11 protein-coding genes are annotated in these 13,655 nt (G+C 75.3%); 10 read left to right on the forward strand and 1 reads right to left on the reverse strand.

Annotation, left to right across the window (positions count from 1 at the left end):
* Nucleotides 1–27 precede the first annotated feature (27 nt).
* Both AB0C21_RS19855 and AB0C21_RS19860 read left to right on the forward strand, forming a co-directional pair.
* Complete coding sequence (locus AB0C21_RS19855) at nt 28–3,327, forward strand: glycosyltransferase (protein ID WP_500205860.1); 3,300 nt, start codon at nt 28–30, stop codon at nt 3,325–3,327.
* Nucleotides 3,327–4,769 carry a DUF5719 family protein gene (locus AB0C21_RS19860; RefSeq protein ID WP_500205862.1) on the forward strand — a complete coding sequence of 481 codons (1,443 nt, stop codon included), beginning with the start codon at nt 3,327–3,329 and terminating at the stop codon, nt 4,767–4,769. Before AB0C21_RS19855 ends, AB0C21_RS19860 begins: the two co-directional genes overlap by 1 nt.
* Nucleotides 4,770–5,086: 317 nt before the next feature.
* On the opposite strand, the gene AB0C21_RS19865 is transcribed toward AB0C21_RS19860, so the two are convergent.
* Nucleotides 5,087–5,515 carry a metallopeptidase family protein gene (locus tag AB0C21_RS19865; RefSeq protein ID WP_235036763.1) on the reverse strand — a complete coding sequence of 143 codons (429 nt, stop codon included), beginning with the start codon at nt 5,513–5,515 and terminating at the stop codon, nt 5,087–5,089.
* Nucleotides 5,516–5,711: 196 nt separating this feature from the next.
* On the opposite strand from AB0C21_RS19865, the gene AB0C21_RS19870 reads away from it, so the two are divergent.
* From AB0C21_RS19870 to AB0C21_RS19905, 8 genes are all read left to right on the forward strand, one after another.
* Nucleotides 5,712–7,349, forward strand: a complete 1,638-nt coding sequence (locus AB0C21_RS19870; RefSeq protein ID WP_500205864.1) for a substrate-binding domain-containing protein — start codon at nt 5,712–5,714, stop codon at nt 7,347–7,349.
* A complete protein-coding gene (locus AB0C21_RS19875; protein ID WP_500205866.1) occupies nt 7,337–8,578 on the forward strand; it encodes a sensor histidine kinase in 1,242 nt (413 codons plus the stop codon). Before AB0C21_RS19870 ends, AB0C21_RS19875 begins: the two co-directional genes overlap by 13 nt.
* Nucleotides 8,575–9,222 (forward strand): response regulator, encoded by a 648-nt coding sequence (locus AB0C21_RS19880; RefSeq protein WP_500205869.1) that lies wholly within the window; start codon nt 8,575–8,577, stop codon nt 9,220–9,222. Before AB0C21_RS19875 ends, AB0C21_RS19880 begins: the two co-directional genes overlap by 4 nt.
* A gap of 122 nt (nt 9,223–9,344) precedes the next feature.
* Nucleotides 9,345–9,725 carry a DUF3499 domain-containing protein gene (locus tag AB0C21_RS19885; protein WP_149259154.1) on the forward strand — a complete coding sequence of 127 codons (381 nt, stop codon included), beginning with the start codon at nt 9,345–9,347 and terminating at the stop codon, nt 9,723–9,725.
* A gap of 122 nt (nt 9,726–9,847) precedes the next feature.
* The gene (locus tag AB0C21_RS19890; RefSeq protein WP_500205875.1) at nt 9,848–11,203 is read left to right on the forward strand and encodes a phosphomannomutase/phosphoglucomutase; all 1,356 of its coding nucleotides are present in this window, start codon (nt 9,848–9,850) and stop codon (nt 11,201–11,203) included.
* Nucleotides 11,204–11,245: 42 nt separating this feature from the next.
* A complete protein-coding gene (locus AB0C21_RS19895; RefSeq protein WP_149259156.1) occupies nt 11,246–11,428 on the forward strand; it encodes a Trm112 family protein in 183 nt (60 codons plus the stop codon).
* Nucleotides 11,425–12,564 (forward strand): SIS domain-containing protein, encoded by a 1,140-nt coding sequence (locus AB0C21_RS19900; protein ID WP_500205876.1) that lies wholly within the window; start codon nt 11,425–11,427, stop codon nt 12,562–12,564. The genes AB0C21_RS19895 and AB0C21_RS19900 overlap by 4 nt, the downstream gene beginning before the upstream one ends.
* A complete protein-coding gene (locus AB0C21_RS19905; RefSeq protein WP_500205878.1) occupies nt 12,565–13,527 on the forward strand; it encodes a cation diffusion facilitator family transporter in 963 nt (320 codons plus the stop codon). It abuts the gene before it with no gap.
* Nucleotides 13,528–13,655 lie beyond the last annotated feature (128 nt).

The following is a 13,655-nucleotide window of genomic DNA, read 5'->3' on the forward strand; positions in this document are numbered from 1 at the left end:
TCGTCCGTCCCACAGATCGAGCGACCCTTGGCCCCCACACTCGATCGCCATGTCGTCACCGCCGTCCTCGTCGCGCACGACGGCGCGCGGTGGCTTCCGGAGGCGCTGAAGGCGCTGCTCACCCAGTCGCGCCCCGTGCAGCGCCTCGTGACCGTCGACACCGGCAGCCGCGACCGCGGCCCCGCCGTCCTCGCGGAGGTCGTCGGCGAGGGCGAGGTCCTCACGCTGCCCCGCACCACCGGCTACGGCGAGGCCATCGCCGAGGCGCTGCGGCAGGACGCCGCGTCCGCCCCCGTGACCGGCGACGACCCCGCTCCCGCCGACCAGTCCCAGGGGTCGTCCCGGCCCCGCACGGAGTGGCTCTGGCTGCTGCACGACGACTGCGCGCCCGACCGCGACGCGCTCGACCGGCTGCTGCGCACGGCCGACGCCGACCCCAACATGGCGGTGCTCGGCCCCAAGGTCCGCGACTGGGACGACCGCCGCGTCCTGCGCGAGCTCGGCGTCACCGTCGACGCCGCCGGGCGCCGCCACACCGGCCTGGACCGGCGCGAGTTCGACCAGGGCCAGCACGACGGCGTCCGGGACGTGCTGTCGGTCGGCAGCGCGGGGATGCTCGTCCGCCGCGACGTCTGGGAGAAGCTCGGCGGCTTCGACGTCGAGTACGGCATCTTCCGCGACGACCTCGACTTCTGCTGGCGGGTGCACGCCGCCGGGTACCGGGTCGTCACCGCGAGCGACGCCGTCGTCTACCACGCGGAGGCGTCCCGGCGCGGGCTCCGCGAGATCGGCATGACCACCGAGCACCCGGCCCGCCGCGACCGCCGCAACGCGCTGCTCACCCTGCTCGCCAACCAGCCGCTCGGCGCGATGCTGCGGGCCCTCGTCCGCAACGTGTGGGCGTCGCTCGCCCACGCCCTCGTCCTGGTGGCGACCAAGCGGCCGGGCATGGCCCGCGAGGAGCTGCGCGCGCTCGGCGACGTCCTGCGCTCACCCGGCGGGCTCCGGCGGGCGCGGGCCGTCCGCGCCGAGGGCCGCACGCGCGTGCGGCGCAGCGTCCGGCGGTTCCAGACGCGCTGGGTCGTGCTGCGCCGGGCGGGCGAGGCCGTCTCGGAGTACTTCGCCGCCCACGAGCGCGACCGCGAGGACGTCGCCGACGACATCACGGCCGACGAGCCCGGCCCGATCCGCCGGTTCCTCGCGCGGCCCGGCGTCATGGTCGTGCTCGGCCTCGCCGCCGTCGCGGTCGCGGCCGAACGCTCCCTGGTGACGGCCGCCGGGCGGCTCGGCGGCGGCGCGCTCGTCCCCGCGTGGGGCGGCGCGAGCGACCTGTGGGCGCAGTACCTGTCCGGCTGGCATCCGGTGGGGCTCGGTACAGACGCCGGCAGCCCCCCGTACGTCGGGGTCCTGGCCGTCCTGTCCACCGCCGCGTTCGGAAAGCCGTGGCTGGCGGTGTCGGTCCTGCTGCTCGGCAGCGTCCCGCTGGCCGGGCTCACCGCCTACCGCGCGTCGCGGCTGCTGGTGGTGGAGGCGCCGCGGACGGGACGGCGCGCCCGCGCGACCGGCCGCCGCGTCCCGGTGCCGGCCGTCCGCGCCTGGTTCGCCGCCGTGTACGCGCTGCTGCCCGCCGCGACCGGCGCCGTCGCCGGCGGGCGCCTCGGGACCGCCGTCGTCCTCGTCCTGCTCCCGCTGATCGCCGTGCACGCCGCCCGCGTCTACGGGTACCCCCGGTCGGAGGCCGCCGCCCTCGACCCCCGGACGCGCCGCAAGCGCGCGGGACGGGCCGCCTGGACGGTCGCGCTGCTGCTCGCCGTCGCGATGTCCTTCGTCCCCCTCGTCTGGCTGGTCGCTCTGCTGGCCGCGGGGATGGTGTGGGCGCTGCTCGACCGACCGGGGCGGCAGGGCCTGCGCGGCCTCGCCATCGCGCTCGGCGTCCCGCCGCTGCTGACGCTCCCGTGGACCGCCGGCCTGCTGCTCCATCCGTCCGGGTTCCTGACGGAGGCGGGCCTGCACCGGCGGTTCGACCCCGCCGCCCCGGCCGACCTGCTGGCGCTCGACCCGGGAGGGCCGGGCACGCCCGCGCGGTGGGCGCTCGCCGGGCTGCTGGCGGTCGCCGTCTGCGCGCTGCCGCTGCGCAGCCGCCGGGGCCAGGTGCTGGCCGGCTGGCTGCTGGCGGTCTTCGGGCTGCTCGTCGCGGTGCTGACCAGCGCCGCCACCGTCACCAAGGGCGCGGACGCGGCGCCGGTGTGGCCCGGCGCGGCGCTGCTGTTCGCCGGAGCCGGAGTCCTCCTCGCCGCCACCGCCGCCGTCCAGCGCGCCACCGAGGCCCTGGCGGGCCAGCACCTGATCTACAAGGCGGGCGGTGCGGTCGTGGTGGCCGCCGCGCTCACCGCACCCGTCCTGGCGGCCGGGTTCTGGGTTGTCGGCGGCGCGGGCGGCCCCCTCGGCAGGCTCGACCCCGACACGGTCCCCCAGTTCGTCCAGGGCTCCGGCGGGGTCAGGACGCTCGTTCTGCACCGGGAGCCGACCGGACGGGTCTCCTACACGGTTCTGAGGGGCGTGCGGCCCCATCTGGGCGAGTCGGAGGTCACCGTCAAGGGTCCGGCCCGCGACCGCATGGACGACCTCGTCGCGGGCATGGCCGCCGGCCGGGAGGGCGACGACGGGCCCGCCCTGACGCGGATGGGCGTCCAGTACCTCCTGGTGCCGCATCCCGCGAGCGACCCGCTCACCAAGGTCCTCGACGCGTCGCCCGAACTCACCCGCCTCAGCCGCACCGGCACGTTCGCCGTGTGGCGGCTCCAGGCGGCGTCCGGCCGGATGATGCTCCTGCAGGGCTCGACGGTCACGCCGCTGCCCGCCGGGCGCGTCGAAGCCCGCGTGCGGATCCCACCGGGGACGGGCACGCGCACGCTCCTCCTGGCCGAACCGTCAGACGGCGGCTGGCGGGCCGCCCTGAACGGCCGCGACGTCAAGGCCCGGACGGTGGACGGCTGGGCGCAGGGCTACGACATCCCCGCCGCCGGGGGAGAGTTCGAGCTGACCCGGTCGATGGCCACCCGGCACGCCTGGGTCGTCGTCCAGGGGATCGCCGTCCTGCTGGTGGCCGTCCTGGCGCTGCCGGGCGCGCAGGCGGACTTCATGCCCACCGGCGAACGGGAGCGCCGCCGCCGCGGCCGGCGCGGGCGGCGCCGCGCGCCCCGCGCCCGCCCCCAGCCCGCGCTGCCGGCCGCCAAGCCCCTGGAGCTCGCGGCGCCTGCGGAACCCGCAGAGCTCGCGGAGCCCGGGGAGCCCGCGGAGGAGACGAGCCCCGAGGAGGTGTCCTGATGGACAAGGTCCTGCGCCTCCTCGGCATGCGCTACGCCACCGCCGCCCTCATGCTCGTCGCCGTCGCCGCCCTCTACGGCGCCGCGACGTTCTCCCGTCCGGGCGAGGCGTCCGAGAAGGGCCGCGAAGCGCCGGTCACGCACGCCGTGATGGTCTGCCCGGGGCACGAGGGCGGCCGCCTCGCCGTCCAGTCACTCGCCCGCAAGACGGGCGGCGGACGCGTGGACGTGGCGCCGACCAAGGGCGGCTCGCCGCTGGGATCCGTGACGTCGCCCGGCCAGGCCTGGGGCGAGGACACCAAGTCCGGCCAGGACTCCTACACCCTCCGGGCCACCGGCCCCATCGCCGGCGGGCTGGAGGCTGAGCAGACCGCGTACCGGGACGGCGGCGACGACCGCGGCCTCGCCGGCGCCCGCTGCGCCGTCCCCGGCACCGACCTGTGGTTCATGGGCCCCGGGCCGGTCGCCGCCGACGAACTCGACCTCTACCTGACCAACGTCGACGCGCAGCCCGCGTCCGTCGACGTCTCCGCCCTCTCCGGCGAGGGACCCCTCGACACCACCGACGGGCGCGGCACGCCCGTGGAGCCCTACACCACCCGGATCGTGCGGATCGGCGGATCGCCCGAGGGGCTCGGCGACATCGTGAAGACCGCCGCCGACCTGGCGCTGCGCGTCCGCACCACCAGCGGCCGCGTCGCCGCGTCCCTGCGCGTGCGGATCGGGAAGAAGAAGGGCACCGAGTGGCTGCCGCAGTCGCCCGCGCCCGCGGCCTCCGTCCTCGTCCCCGGGGTGCCGGGCGGCTCCGGCAAGCGCCGCCTGCTGGTCGCCGTCCCCGGCGAGGCCGACGCCCGCATCAGGGTCCAGGTGATCACCGCGGAGGGCGCGTTCGCGCCGCAGGGCCAGGACGTCCTGGACGCCCCCGGCATGACCGTGACCTCCGTCCCCCTCGACGGCGCCCTGTCCGGCCGGGCCGCCGCCGTCCGGCTCACCGCCGACCGTCCGATCCTCGCGGGCTTCGCCGCCGAGCGGGGCGCCGACGTCGCCTACGGCGCCGCCACGCCCCCGCTGAGCGCGTCCGGCCCCGGCGTCGTGGCCGACAACCGGTTCGACTCGTCCCTCGCCCTGACCGCCCCGTCAGGCGCGGCGACCGTCCAGGTCACGACCATGAACGCGCAGGGCGCGGGCACGCCTCAGGAGGTCAGGATCGGAGCGGGACGCACGGTCGAGACCAAGCTCGCGGCCCCCGGTACCGGCGCGGACGCCGCCTTCGGCGCGGTGATCATGCCGAAGCCCGGCTCCGCTCCCGTCTACGCGTCCCGCATCCTCGCCACCGGCAAGGGCGGCGACTACCTGTTCACCGTGCTGCCGATCGTCCCGGCCCCGACGGTCCTGCGCCTCCCGCAGACCGCCGACTCCCAGACCGCCCTGACCCCGAACTGAGCCCCGGGACCGCGGCCTTCCGTTCCAGGCGCCGGGTCAGTCGGCAGCGTCTCTCCACCGGTCAGTCGGCAGGGTCTTTGAGGGGGGCGACCCCCCACGCCCCCCGCCCGACTGACCGGCACCCTCCGCTGCGCTCCGGGCGCCGCTCAGTCGGCAGGGTCTTTGAGGGGGGCGACCCCCCACGCCCCCCGCCCGACTGACCTGCGCCCTCCGCTGCGCTCCGGGCGCCGCTCAGTCGGCAGTGTCTTCGTGGAGGGGCGACCCCCCACACCCCCCGCCCGACTGACCTGCGCCCTCCGCTGCGCTCCGGGCGCCGGTCAGTCGTCGGGAGAGTCGTAGCTCGGGTCCACGGACTCGGGGGAGAGGCCGAGCAGGTCGGCGACCTCCTCGACGAGCAGGTCGCGGACCAGGTGGGCGAGTTCGGCCTCGTCGGCGGCGCGGGCCTCGACGGGGCGGCGGTAGACGGCGATGCGCACCGGCCGGTCGCCGGCGCCCGGGAGGGTCTGGCCGAGCGGGACCGGCCCGTCGAACGACGGGTCGATGGCCGGCACCTCCTCGACCGTGAACTCCACCCGGGCCAGTTCGCGGCCCCAGCGCCCGGCGAGGCGCCGCACCTCGTCGTCGACGAGGTCGGCGAACCGTTCCGCGCGGGTGCGTGAGACCGGCGCCTGCGGGGGCGTCAGAGGACCACGGAGGCCGCGACCGTGCCGATCGCGGCGCCGTACGCCTGCCACACGGGATCGCACGCCTCAAGAGTACCTCCGCTGGTGACGCGGCCCACCCGTAAGGCCCTTCCATGTGGACTTTTGTACCGCTCTGTCCGGAACGGCCCGTGCAACGGGCCGTTCGTATGGCTCTGCCGTGAAAAGAGTGGTTACAGTGGCGGAGCCATGGCTCCCGGGCCCGCGTGGCCGATGGTGCATTTCGAAGGGCCGATTTCCCGTGAATCCCCCGTCCCGGCGCGCACGCCGGAGCCGCGACCAGGTCACCGTCGCCGCCGCCATGGCCCTCGGTGTGGGGCTCGTCCTCGGAGGCGGCGGCTGGGCGCTGGCCGCGCGCGACTCCGGTTGCGACGGCGCGCGCGAGCGGCTGTCGGTCAGCGCCGATCCCGCGATCGCTCCGGCGGCGCTCGCCGCCGCCGCCCGTTTCAACGCGGCCCGGCGCGCCGCCGGGCAGTGCCCCTCGGTGCGGGTCACCGCGCGCGGGTCGGGCGAGGCCGCGGGCGTCTTCCGCGCCGCGCGCGGCGTCCCAGACGTGTGGATCCCCGACTCCTCCGCCTGGCCCGACCTCGCGGGACGGCGGCCCGCCGGGCAGGCCCCTTCGATCGCGTCGAGCCCGATCGTGTTCGGGGTGTCCGCCACCATGGCGAGCCGGTACCGGAGGGACCTGGAGCGCAGGTCATGGGGCGCCTTCCGGCCCGGACGCCGCACGCCGGAGTTCCACCTCCGGCTGCCGGACCCCGCGCGCACCGGGGCGGGCACGGTGTCGCTGCTCGCGCTCCAGGCGTCCGCCGGAAGCGGCAAGGGCGCGCTGGACAGGTTCACCGCCGTCCTGCGCACCGCCGAGACCATCCCGAACGGGAAGGGCGTCGAGACCGCCTTCGGCGGAGGCGGCGACGAGGGGTCCGCGGTCGTCGCCGCCCCGGAGCAGGCCTTCCTCAAGTACAACGAGCGTCTCAAGCAGCAGGGCCGCGACGGGGAGCCGATCGCCGTCGCCTACCCGCGTCTGGGCACGCCCTACCTCGACTTCCCGTACGTCGTCGCCACGTCCGACGCCAAGCGGAAACGGGTCGCCGACGGGTTCCTGAAGGAGCTCCGGTCGCCCCGGACGGCCGGCGACCTCAAGCGGGCCGGCCTGCGCGGCCCCGGGCAGCGCGCACCGCGACCGCTCGCGGTGGTCCGTCCGGGGGCGGCGGCCGGAGTCCAGGAGACGTGGCGCAAGCTCGGCCAGGGGCTGAACGTGCTCGCGCTCATCGACCCGTCGCGGGGCGGCGCCCCGATGCCCGGCGCCACCGGGACGCGGTTCGACGCGATGGTGAAAGCGCTCTCGACGGGGTTCGCGCTCGTCCCGGACGACTCGTCCTTCGGCCTCTGGACGCTCACCGGCGCGCCGGGCCGCCCCTACCGGCCCCTGACCCCGATCCGGGAGCTCGGCGCGCGCACGCAGGACGGCGGCAACCAGCGCCTCATCCTGCAGGAGCGGCTCCAGCACGTCCGGCCGATCCGCGGCGAGGCCGCCGGGCTGTACCCGGCGATCAGGGCCGCGTACCGGGAGGTCGACCGCCACTACGGCAGGGACGGGCTCAACGTGGTCCTCGTCCTCACCGCCGGGGGCCCGCGCAGCGCCCCGGGAACGGAAATCGCCCGAACGGTGAAGAATCTTGGAGGGGCCTTCAACGCGCGGCGCCCGGTGAGCGTCATCGTTCTCGGGTTCGGCGCCGAGGCGGACCCCTCCCTCCGGAAGGTCGCCGCCGTCACCGACGGCGGCGCCTACAAGATCGACAAGCCCGAGATGGTGATGCGGCTCTTCCTGCGTTCCGACCAGCTCCGCGTCTGCGACGAGCCCCGGTGTCCCGAGTGACCGAGGACGCCCGGGCCACGACGCGGGTCGCCGTGACGTTCCGGCTGCTCCTGCTGCTGCGCTGCCTCCTGCTCGCCATGGCGGTCGTCCTCCAGGACAGCTACGGGCCGGAGAGCGGCGGCGGGCTCAACCGCGGGCTCGCGGCCGCCATCGCTCTGCTGGGCGTGGAGAGCGCGCTCGCCCTGGTCGTGTGGCGGCCCGTCCTGCGGCTCGTCCGGCGCATGCCCCTGCTGTGCTGCCTGGACGCCCTGCTCGTGTTCGGCGTCCTCGTCAAGGGCGGCGTCTTCGGGCCGTTCTTCCTGTTCACGGTGATGACGGCCGCGCTCGCCGGCGTCCTGTACGCGTGGGGGCCCGTGCTGCTGGTGTGCACCGCGCAGGTGGCGCTCTGCTTCGCCGCGATGGGCTCGGCGACGCCCGCCGACCGGCACGACCCCGGGCTCCTCATCGCCCTGCCCGTCTTCTACCCGCTCGCGGCCTGCGCCGGAGTCGTCCTGCGGATCCTGTTCGACCAGTACGCCGAGGCGGAGGAGGCGCGCCGCCGCGCCGAGGCCGCCGTCGCCGCGGCCGACGAGCGCACCCGGCTCGCCCGCGAGATGCACGACTCGCTCGCCAAGACCCTGCAGGGCATCACGCTGTCGGCGGCGGCGCTGCCCGGCTGGATCCGCACGTCCCCCGACCGCGCGGAACGCGGCGCCCGCGACATCCTGTCCGCGCTGCGGGTCGCCGCGCACGAGGCCCGCGGGCTGATCGCCGACCTGCGCGAGGAGGCGTACGGGCTGCCGCTCCCGGACGCCGTCCGGCAGGTCGCCGAGGAGTGGAGCCGGATCGCCGGGGTCCCCGTCGACGTCGTGGCCGACGGGACGCACGACGACGTTCCCATGGCCGTCCGCTACGAGATCGTCTCGGTGCTGAAGGAGGCGCTGACCAACGTGGAGCGGCACGCGCGGGCCGGCCGGGTCGAGGTCCGGCTGGAGGGGTCCCCGGACGGGCTGGAGCTGTCGGTCCGCGACGACGGCGCCGGGTTCGCCCCGCCGCAGGGAGGGCGGTTCGACCTGCTCGCCCGCGAGGGCCACTACGGCGTCGTCGGCATGACCGAGCGCGCCCGGCGCGCGGGCGGGCGCCTCGGCGTGCGCTCGGCCCCCGGGTGCGGCACCACCGTCACCCTCACCGTCCCGCGCGCCTCGTGGCCCGCCGAGGACGCCCCCGAGTCGGCGGGGCAGCTGTCATGAGCGACCGCGTCCGCGTCCTCGTGGTGGACGACAACCCCGTCGTCCGCGCCGGCCTGGCGACCATCCTGGAGTCCGGGGGAGTGGAGGTCGTCGGCGAGGCCGTCGACGGCGCCCACGCCGTCGAGCAGGCCCGGTCGCTGCGCCCCGACCTCGTCCTGCTGGACGTCCGCATGCCCGGGGTGGACGGCGTGGTCGCCGCCGGGCCGCTCAGCGCCATCGCCAAGGTGCTCATGCTGTCCTACGACACCGACGCCGACGTGATCGGCCAGGCCATCCGCAACGGCGCGTCCGGGTACCTGGTGCACGGGGCGTTCGAAGCGGACGAGCTGCTCGCCGCCGTCCACGACACGGTCACCGGGCGGTCCAGCCCGCTGTCGCCGCCCGCGAGCCGCGCCGTCGTCGAGGCGCTGCGCGGCGGGGCCGCACCGGCCCGGCCCCCGGCGCCCCGCGACGACCTCGGGCTGTCCCCGCGCGAGGCCGAGGTGATGGACCTGATCGCCAGGGGGTGCTCCAACGGCGAGATCGCGCGGGCCCTGGTCGTCTCGGAGTACACCGTCAAGAACCACGTCAACCGGATCTTCGCCAAGCTGCACGTCCGCACCCGGGGCGCGGCCATCGCGCGCTGGCTCGGCACCGCGCGGTGAAGGCACGGTGAATATTCGGATCGTTACGGGATGTAGTTATTACCACGGAAATCGCCCGGTAACGGCGACACGTGCGCCGGGGTGGTGGCGGAGCCGGGTGGGGGGAGGTACGGTCAGCCATCGTGAGCCCCGTCCGCACTTGCTCCCGCACCGCCTGCAAGGCGCCCGCAGTGTTCACGCTCACGTACGTCTACCGCGACTCCACCGCGGTCCTGGGGCCGCTCGCAACGTACGCCGAGCCACACTGCTACGACCTGTGCGCAGAGCATTCCGAACGGCTCACCGCCCCCATGGGGTGGGAGCTGGTGAGGCTCCCCGTCGAGGAGGAGTCCGAGCCCACCGCCGACGACCTCGAGGCCCTCGCCGACGCGGTCCGCGAGGCCGCCAGGCCCGCCCCCGGGTCCGGCCACGAGCCGGTCGGCCAGGGCACGGAGGTCGGCCGCCGCGGCCACCTGCGCGTGCTCCGCTCCGAGCCCGCCGGAACGCAGCCCGGCCAGGAGTGAGCGCGGGGGCCCGCCCCCGTCCCGGTCCCCGGTCCGGCGTCGCGGCGGGGCGCGTCCCGTCGTCCCGGTAGGCTCGTGAACCTGCCGTTTTCCGCGCACGGTTCTTCGGACAGGGAGCAGGAGTGGGCGACCTCGCCAAGATCTTCAAGGCGTACGACATCCGCGGTGTGGTGCCGGACGAGCTCGACCCCGCCACCGCCGAGGCGGCCGGCGCGGCGTTCGTCCGCGTCACCGGGGCGAGCGCGGTCGTCACCGCCCACGACATGCGGGAGTCGTCGGTCCCCCTGGCGGAGGCGTTCGCGCGCGGCGCGACCTCCCAGGGCGCGGACGTGATCGAGGCCGGGCTCGGCTCCACCGACATGCTCTACTACGCCAGCGGCGACCTCGACCTGCCCGGCGCCATGTTCACCGCCAGCCACAACCCGGCCAAGTACAACGGGCTGAAGCTGTGCCGCGCGGGCGCCCGCCCCGTCGGCCGCGACACCGGGCTCACCGAGATCCGCGAGATGATCGAGAACGGCGTGCCCGGCTACGACGGCGAGCCGGGCACGGTGACGCGGCGCGACATCCTCAAGGGCTACGCCGACCACCTCAAGACGCTGGTCGACCTGTCGTCCATCCGCCCCCTCAAGGTCGTCGTGGACGCCGGCAACGGCATGGGCGGCCACACCGTCCCCTCGGTGTTCGAGGGCCTGCCGATCGACCTGGTCCCGCTGTACTTCGAGCTGGACGGCACCTTCCCCAACCACGAGGCCAACCCGATCGAGCCGGAGAACCTGCGCGACCTGCAGGCCGAGGTCCGCGAGACCGGCGCCGACATCGGCCTCGCCTTCGACGGCGACGCCGACCGCTGCTTCGTGGTGGACGAGCGCGGCGAGATCGTCTCGCCGTCCGCGATCACGGCGCTGGTCGCGACCCGGGAGCTGGCCAAGCACCCCGGCTCCTCGATCGTGCACAACCTGATCACCTCCAAGGCCGTCCCGGAGATCATCGCCGAGCACGGCGGGACGCCCGTGCGGACGCGGGTCGGGCACTCGTTCATCAAGCAGACGATGGCCGAGACCGGCGCGGTGTTCGGCGGCGAGCACTCGGCGCACTTCTACTTCCGCGACTTCTGGTTCGCCGACTCCGGCATGCTGGCGGCGCTGCACGTCCTCGCCGCCCTCGGGGAGCAGGACGGCCCCCTGTCGGAGCTGCTCGGCGAGTACACCCGCTACGCGGCGTCCGGCGAGATCAACAGCGAGGTCGCCGACCAGGACGCGGCCGCCGCGAAGGTCAGGGAGGCCTTCGCCGGCCGCTCCGGCGTCGAGATCGACGAGCTGGACGGGCTGACCGTCCGCGACGACACCGCCGGATGGTGGTTCAACCTGCGTCCGTCCAACACCGAGCCGCTGCTGCGCCTGAACGCCGAGGCCGGCGACGAGGGCACCATGGCGGCGATCCGCGACGAGGTACTGGCCCTGGTCAGGGAGAAGTGACCGGGCCGGGAAAAGCGACTGCAAGGGAGATGTGACGCTGCCATGACGATGAAGCTGGACTCCTGGCTCCTGGAGATCCTCGCCTGCCCGAACTGCGGCGGCGACCTGCGCGCCGACGAGGCGGCCGACGAGCTGGTGTGCACCGGCTCGTGCGGCTACGCCTACCCCGTGCGCGACGACATCCCCGTCCTCCTCGTCGACGAGGCCAGGACCCCCGCCTCGTGAGCGCCTCCCTCGACCCCTCCCGGCTGGAGGACGCGGAGGCGGCCGAGGCGGCGGATCCCGGCGGCGTGCTGCGGCAGGTCGCCGCGTCGGCTGCGCAGGTGCGTGAGGCGCAGCGCGCCGCGGCTGAGGCCGGCGTCGCCGGGCTGGCCGAGGACGGCCGCCCCCGCGCGATCGTGGTCGCCGGCACCGGCGCGTCAGCCGTCCCGGGCGACGTGCTCGCGGCCGTGTGCGGCGCGGGCTGCGCCGTCCCGATCTCCACGGTGCGCGGCTACCGGCTGCCCGGCTGGGTGGGCGCCGCCGACCTGGTCGTCGCGGTCTCCCCCTCCGGAGCCGCCGAGGAGACGCTGGAGGTCGCCGCGGAGGCCGCCCGCCGCGGCTCCCGGCTCCTGGTCGTCGGCGAGGCCGACTCGCCGCTCGCGGAACTGGCCGGAAGGAGCCGCGGTGTCGTCGTCCCCGTCCGCTCCCAGGGGCCGGCGCGCTCGGCCCTGTGGAGCATGACGGTCCCCCTGCTCCTCGCCGCCCGGGCGCTCCGGCTGGCCGACGTCCCCGACACCGTGCTGGAGTCCACGGCCGCGCTGCTGGAGGACGTCGCGCACCGGTGCCGCCCGTCCAGCGAGCCGTTCGTCAACCCGGCCAAGCGCCTCGCCCTCGACCTGGCCGGCGACGTGCCGCTGGTGTGGGGCTCGTCGGCGCTCTCCTCCGCGGCGGCGTACCGGATGTGCTGCCAGCTCAACGAGAACGCCAAGTACCCGGCGGTGTTCGGCGAGGTCCCGGAGACCGGCCGCAACCAGGTGGCGGTGTTCGACGGCTTCTTCGCCCGCGGCGGCTCCCCGGCCGACCCCGACGACTTCTTCCGCGACCGGGTCGACGAACCCGAGCACGGCCTGCACCTCGTCGTCATGCGCGACCCTGAGGAGCACCCGCGGGTGCGTGCGCGGTGCGAGGCGTCCGCCGCGCTGGCCCGCGACCGGGGCGTGGCGGTCACCGAGATCCGGGCCGAGGGCGACCATCCCCTGGAGAGGATCGCGTCGCTGATCGCGCTGGCCGACTATGTCACGGTTTACTTGGCTATCGCGCTCGGCGTGGACCCCGCGTCCGAGCCTGCCGTACAAGAGCTCAGAGCGAGGATTGCGTAGATGAGTGCTGAGGGTGGAACGAAGGCCATCGTCGCCGCGTTGGCCGCCAACCTCGGGATCGCGGCGTCGAAGGCCGTCGCGTTCGCGTTCACCGGTTCGTCGTCGATGCTGGCCGAGTCGATCCACTCGGTGGCCGACTCCGGCAACCAGGGGCTGCTGCTCCTCGGCCGCAAGCGGTCCGAACGCGACCGGACCCCCCAGCACCCCTTCGGGTACGGGCGCGAACGCTACTTCTACGCGTTCGTGGTCGCGGTCGTCCTGTTCACCGTCGGCGCGGCGTTCTCGCTCTACGAGGGCTACCACAAGATCTCCCACCCGGAGGAGGTCAAGTCCCCGGTCTGGGCCTTCGGGGTGCTGATCGTCGCGATCGGGCTGGAGTCGTTCTCGTTCCGCACGGCGATCAAGGAGTCGAACGAGGTCCGCGGCGAGCAGTCCTGGTGGTCGTTCATCCGCCGTGCGAAGGCCCCCGAACTGCCGGTGGTGCTGCTGGAGGACCTCGCCGCCCTCGTCGGCCTGTTCCTCGCCCTCTTCGGCGTCTCCATGGCCGTGGCCACCGGCGACGGCGTCTGGGACGGCGTCGGCACCGTGGCGATCGGGCTGCTGCTCGGCGCGGTCGCGACGATCCTGGCGATCGAGACCAAGAGCCTCCTGATCGGCGAGGGCGTCGACCCGCAGACCGAGCGGCGGATCATCGAGGCGCTGGAGTCGGTGGACGAGGTCGACCACCTCATCCACATCAGGACCGAGTACATGGGGCCGGACGAGCTGCTCATCGCCGCGAAGATCGCCGTCAACCACGACGACACGGCCGCGGACGTGGCCCGCGGGATCGACGCGGCGGAGGCGAGGGTCCGGGCGCAGATCCCGGAGGCGAAGCTCATCTACCTGGAGCCGGCGCTGGACGAGGCGTCCCGCACGCGCGTCGAGGAGACGCGGAAGCCGGAGACGCCCGCGACGTCCTGACCCGGGACGACGCGCGAGGACGTTCCGCGCGGCCCGCTCGGCGGGCCGCGCCGGACATGGGACCCCTCGCCGGGCGGCCGCCGCAGGCGCCGGCCGAACCCCAGCCCAGGCGAGACCGGCGAGTGCCT

The sequence above is a fragment of the Spirillospora sp. NPDC049024 genome, assembly GCF_040649235.1.
In the GTDB taxonomy this organism is placed as follows: Bacteria; Actinomycetota; Actinomycetes; order Streptosporangiales; family Streptosporangiaceae; genus Spirillospora.

What these genes read in the sequence shown, in the direction of transcription:
- AB0C21_RS19860 (WP_500205862.1), top strand. Translation starts at nt 3,327, where the DNA reads ATGGACAAGGTCCTGCGCCTCCTCGGCATGCGCTACGCCACCGCCGCC.
- AB0C21_RS19880 (WP_500205869.1), top strand. Translation starts at nt 8,575, where the DNA reads ATGAGCGACCGCGTCCGCGTCCTCGTGGTGGACGACAACCCCGTCGTC.
- AB0C21_RS19895 (WP_149259156.1), top strand. Translation starts at nt 11,246, where the DNA reads ATGACGATGAAGCTGGACTCCTGGCTCCTGGAGATCCTCGCCTGCCCG.
- AB0C21_RS19905 (WP_500205878.1), top strand. Translation starts at nt 12,565, where the DNA reads ATGAGTGCTGAGGGTGGAACGAAGGCCATCGTCGCCGCGTTGGCCGCC.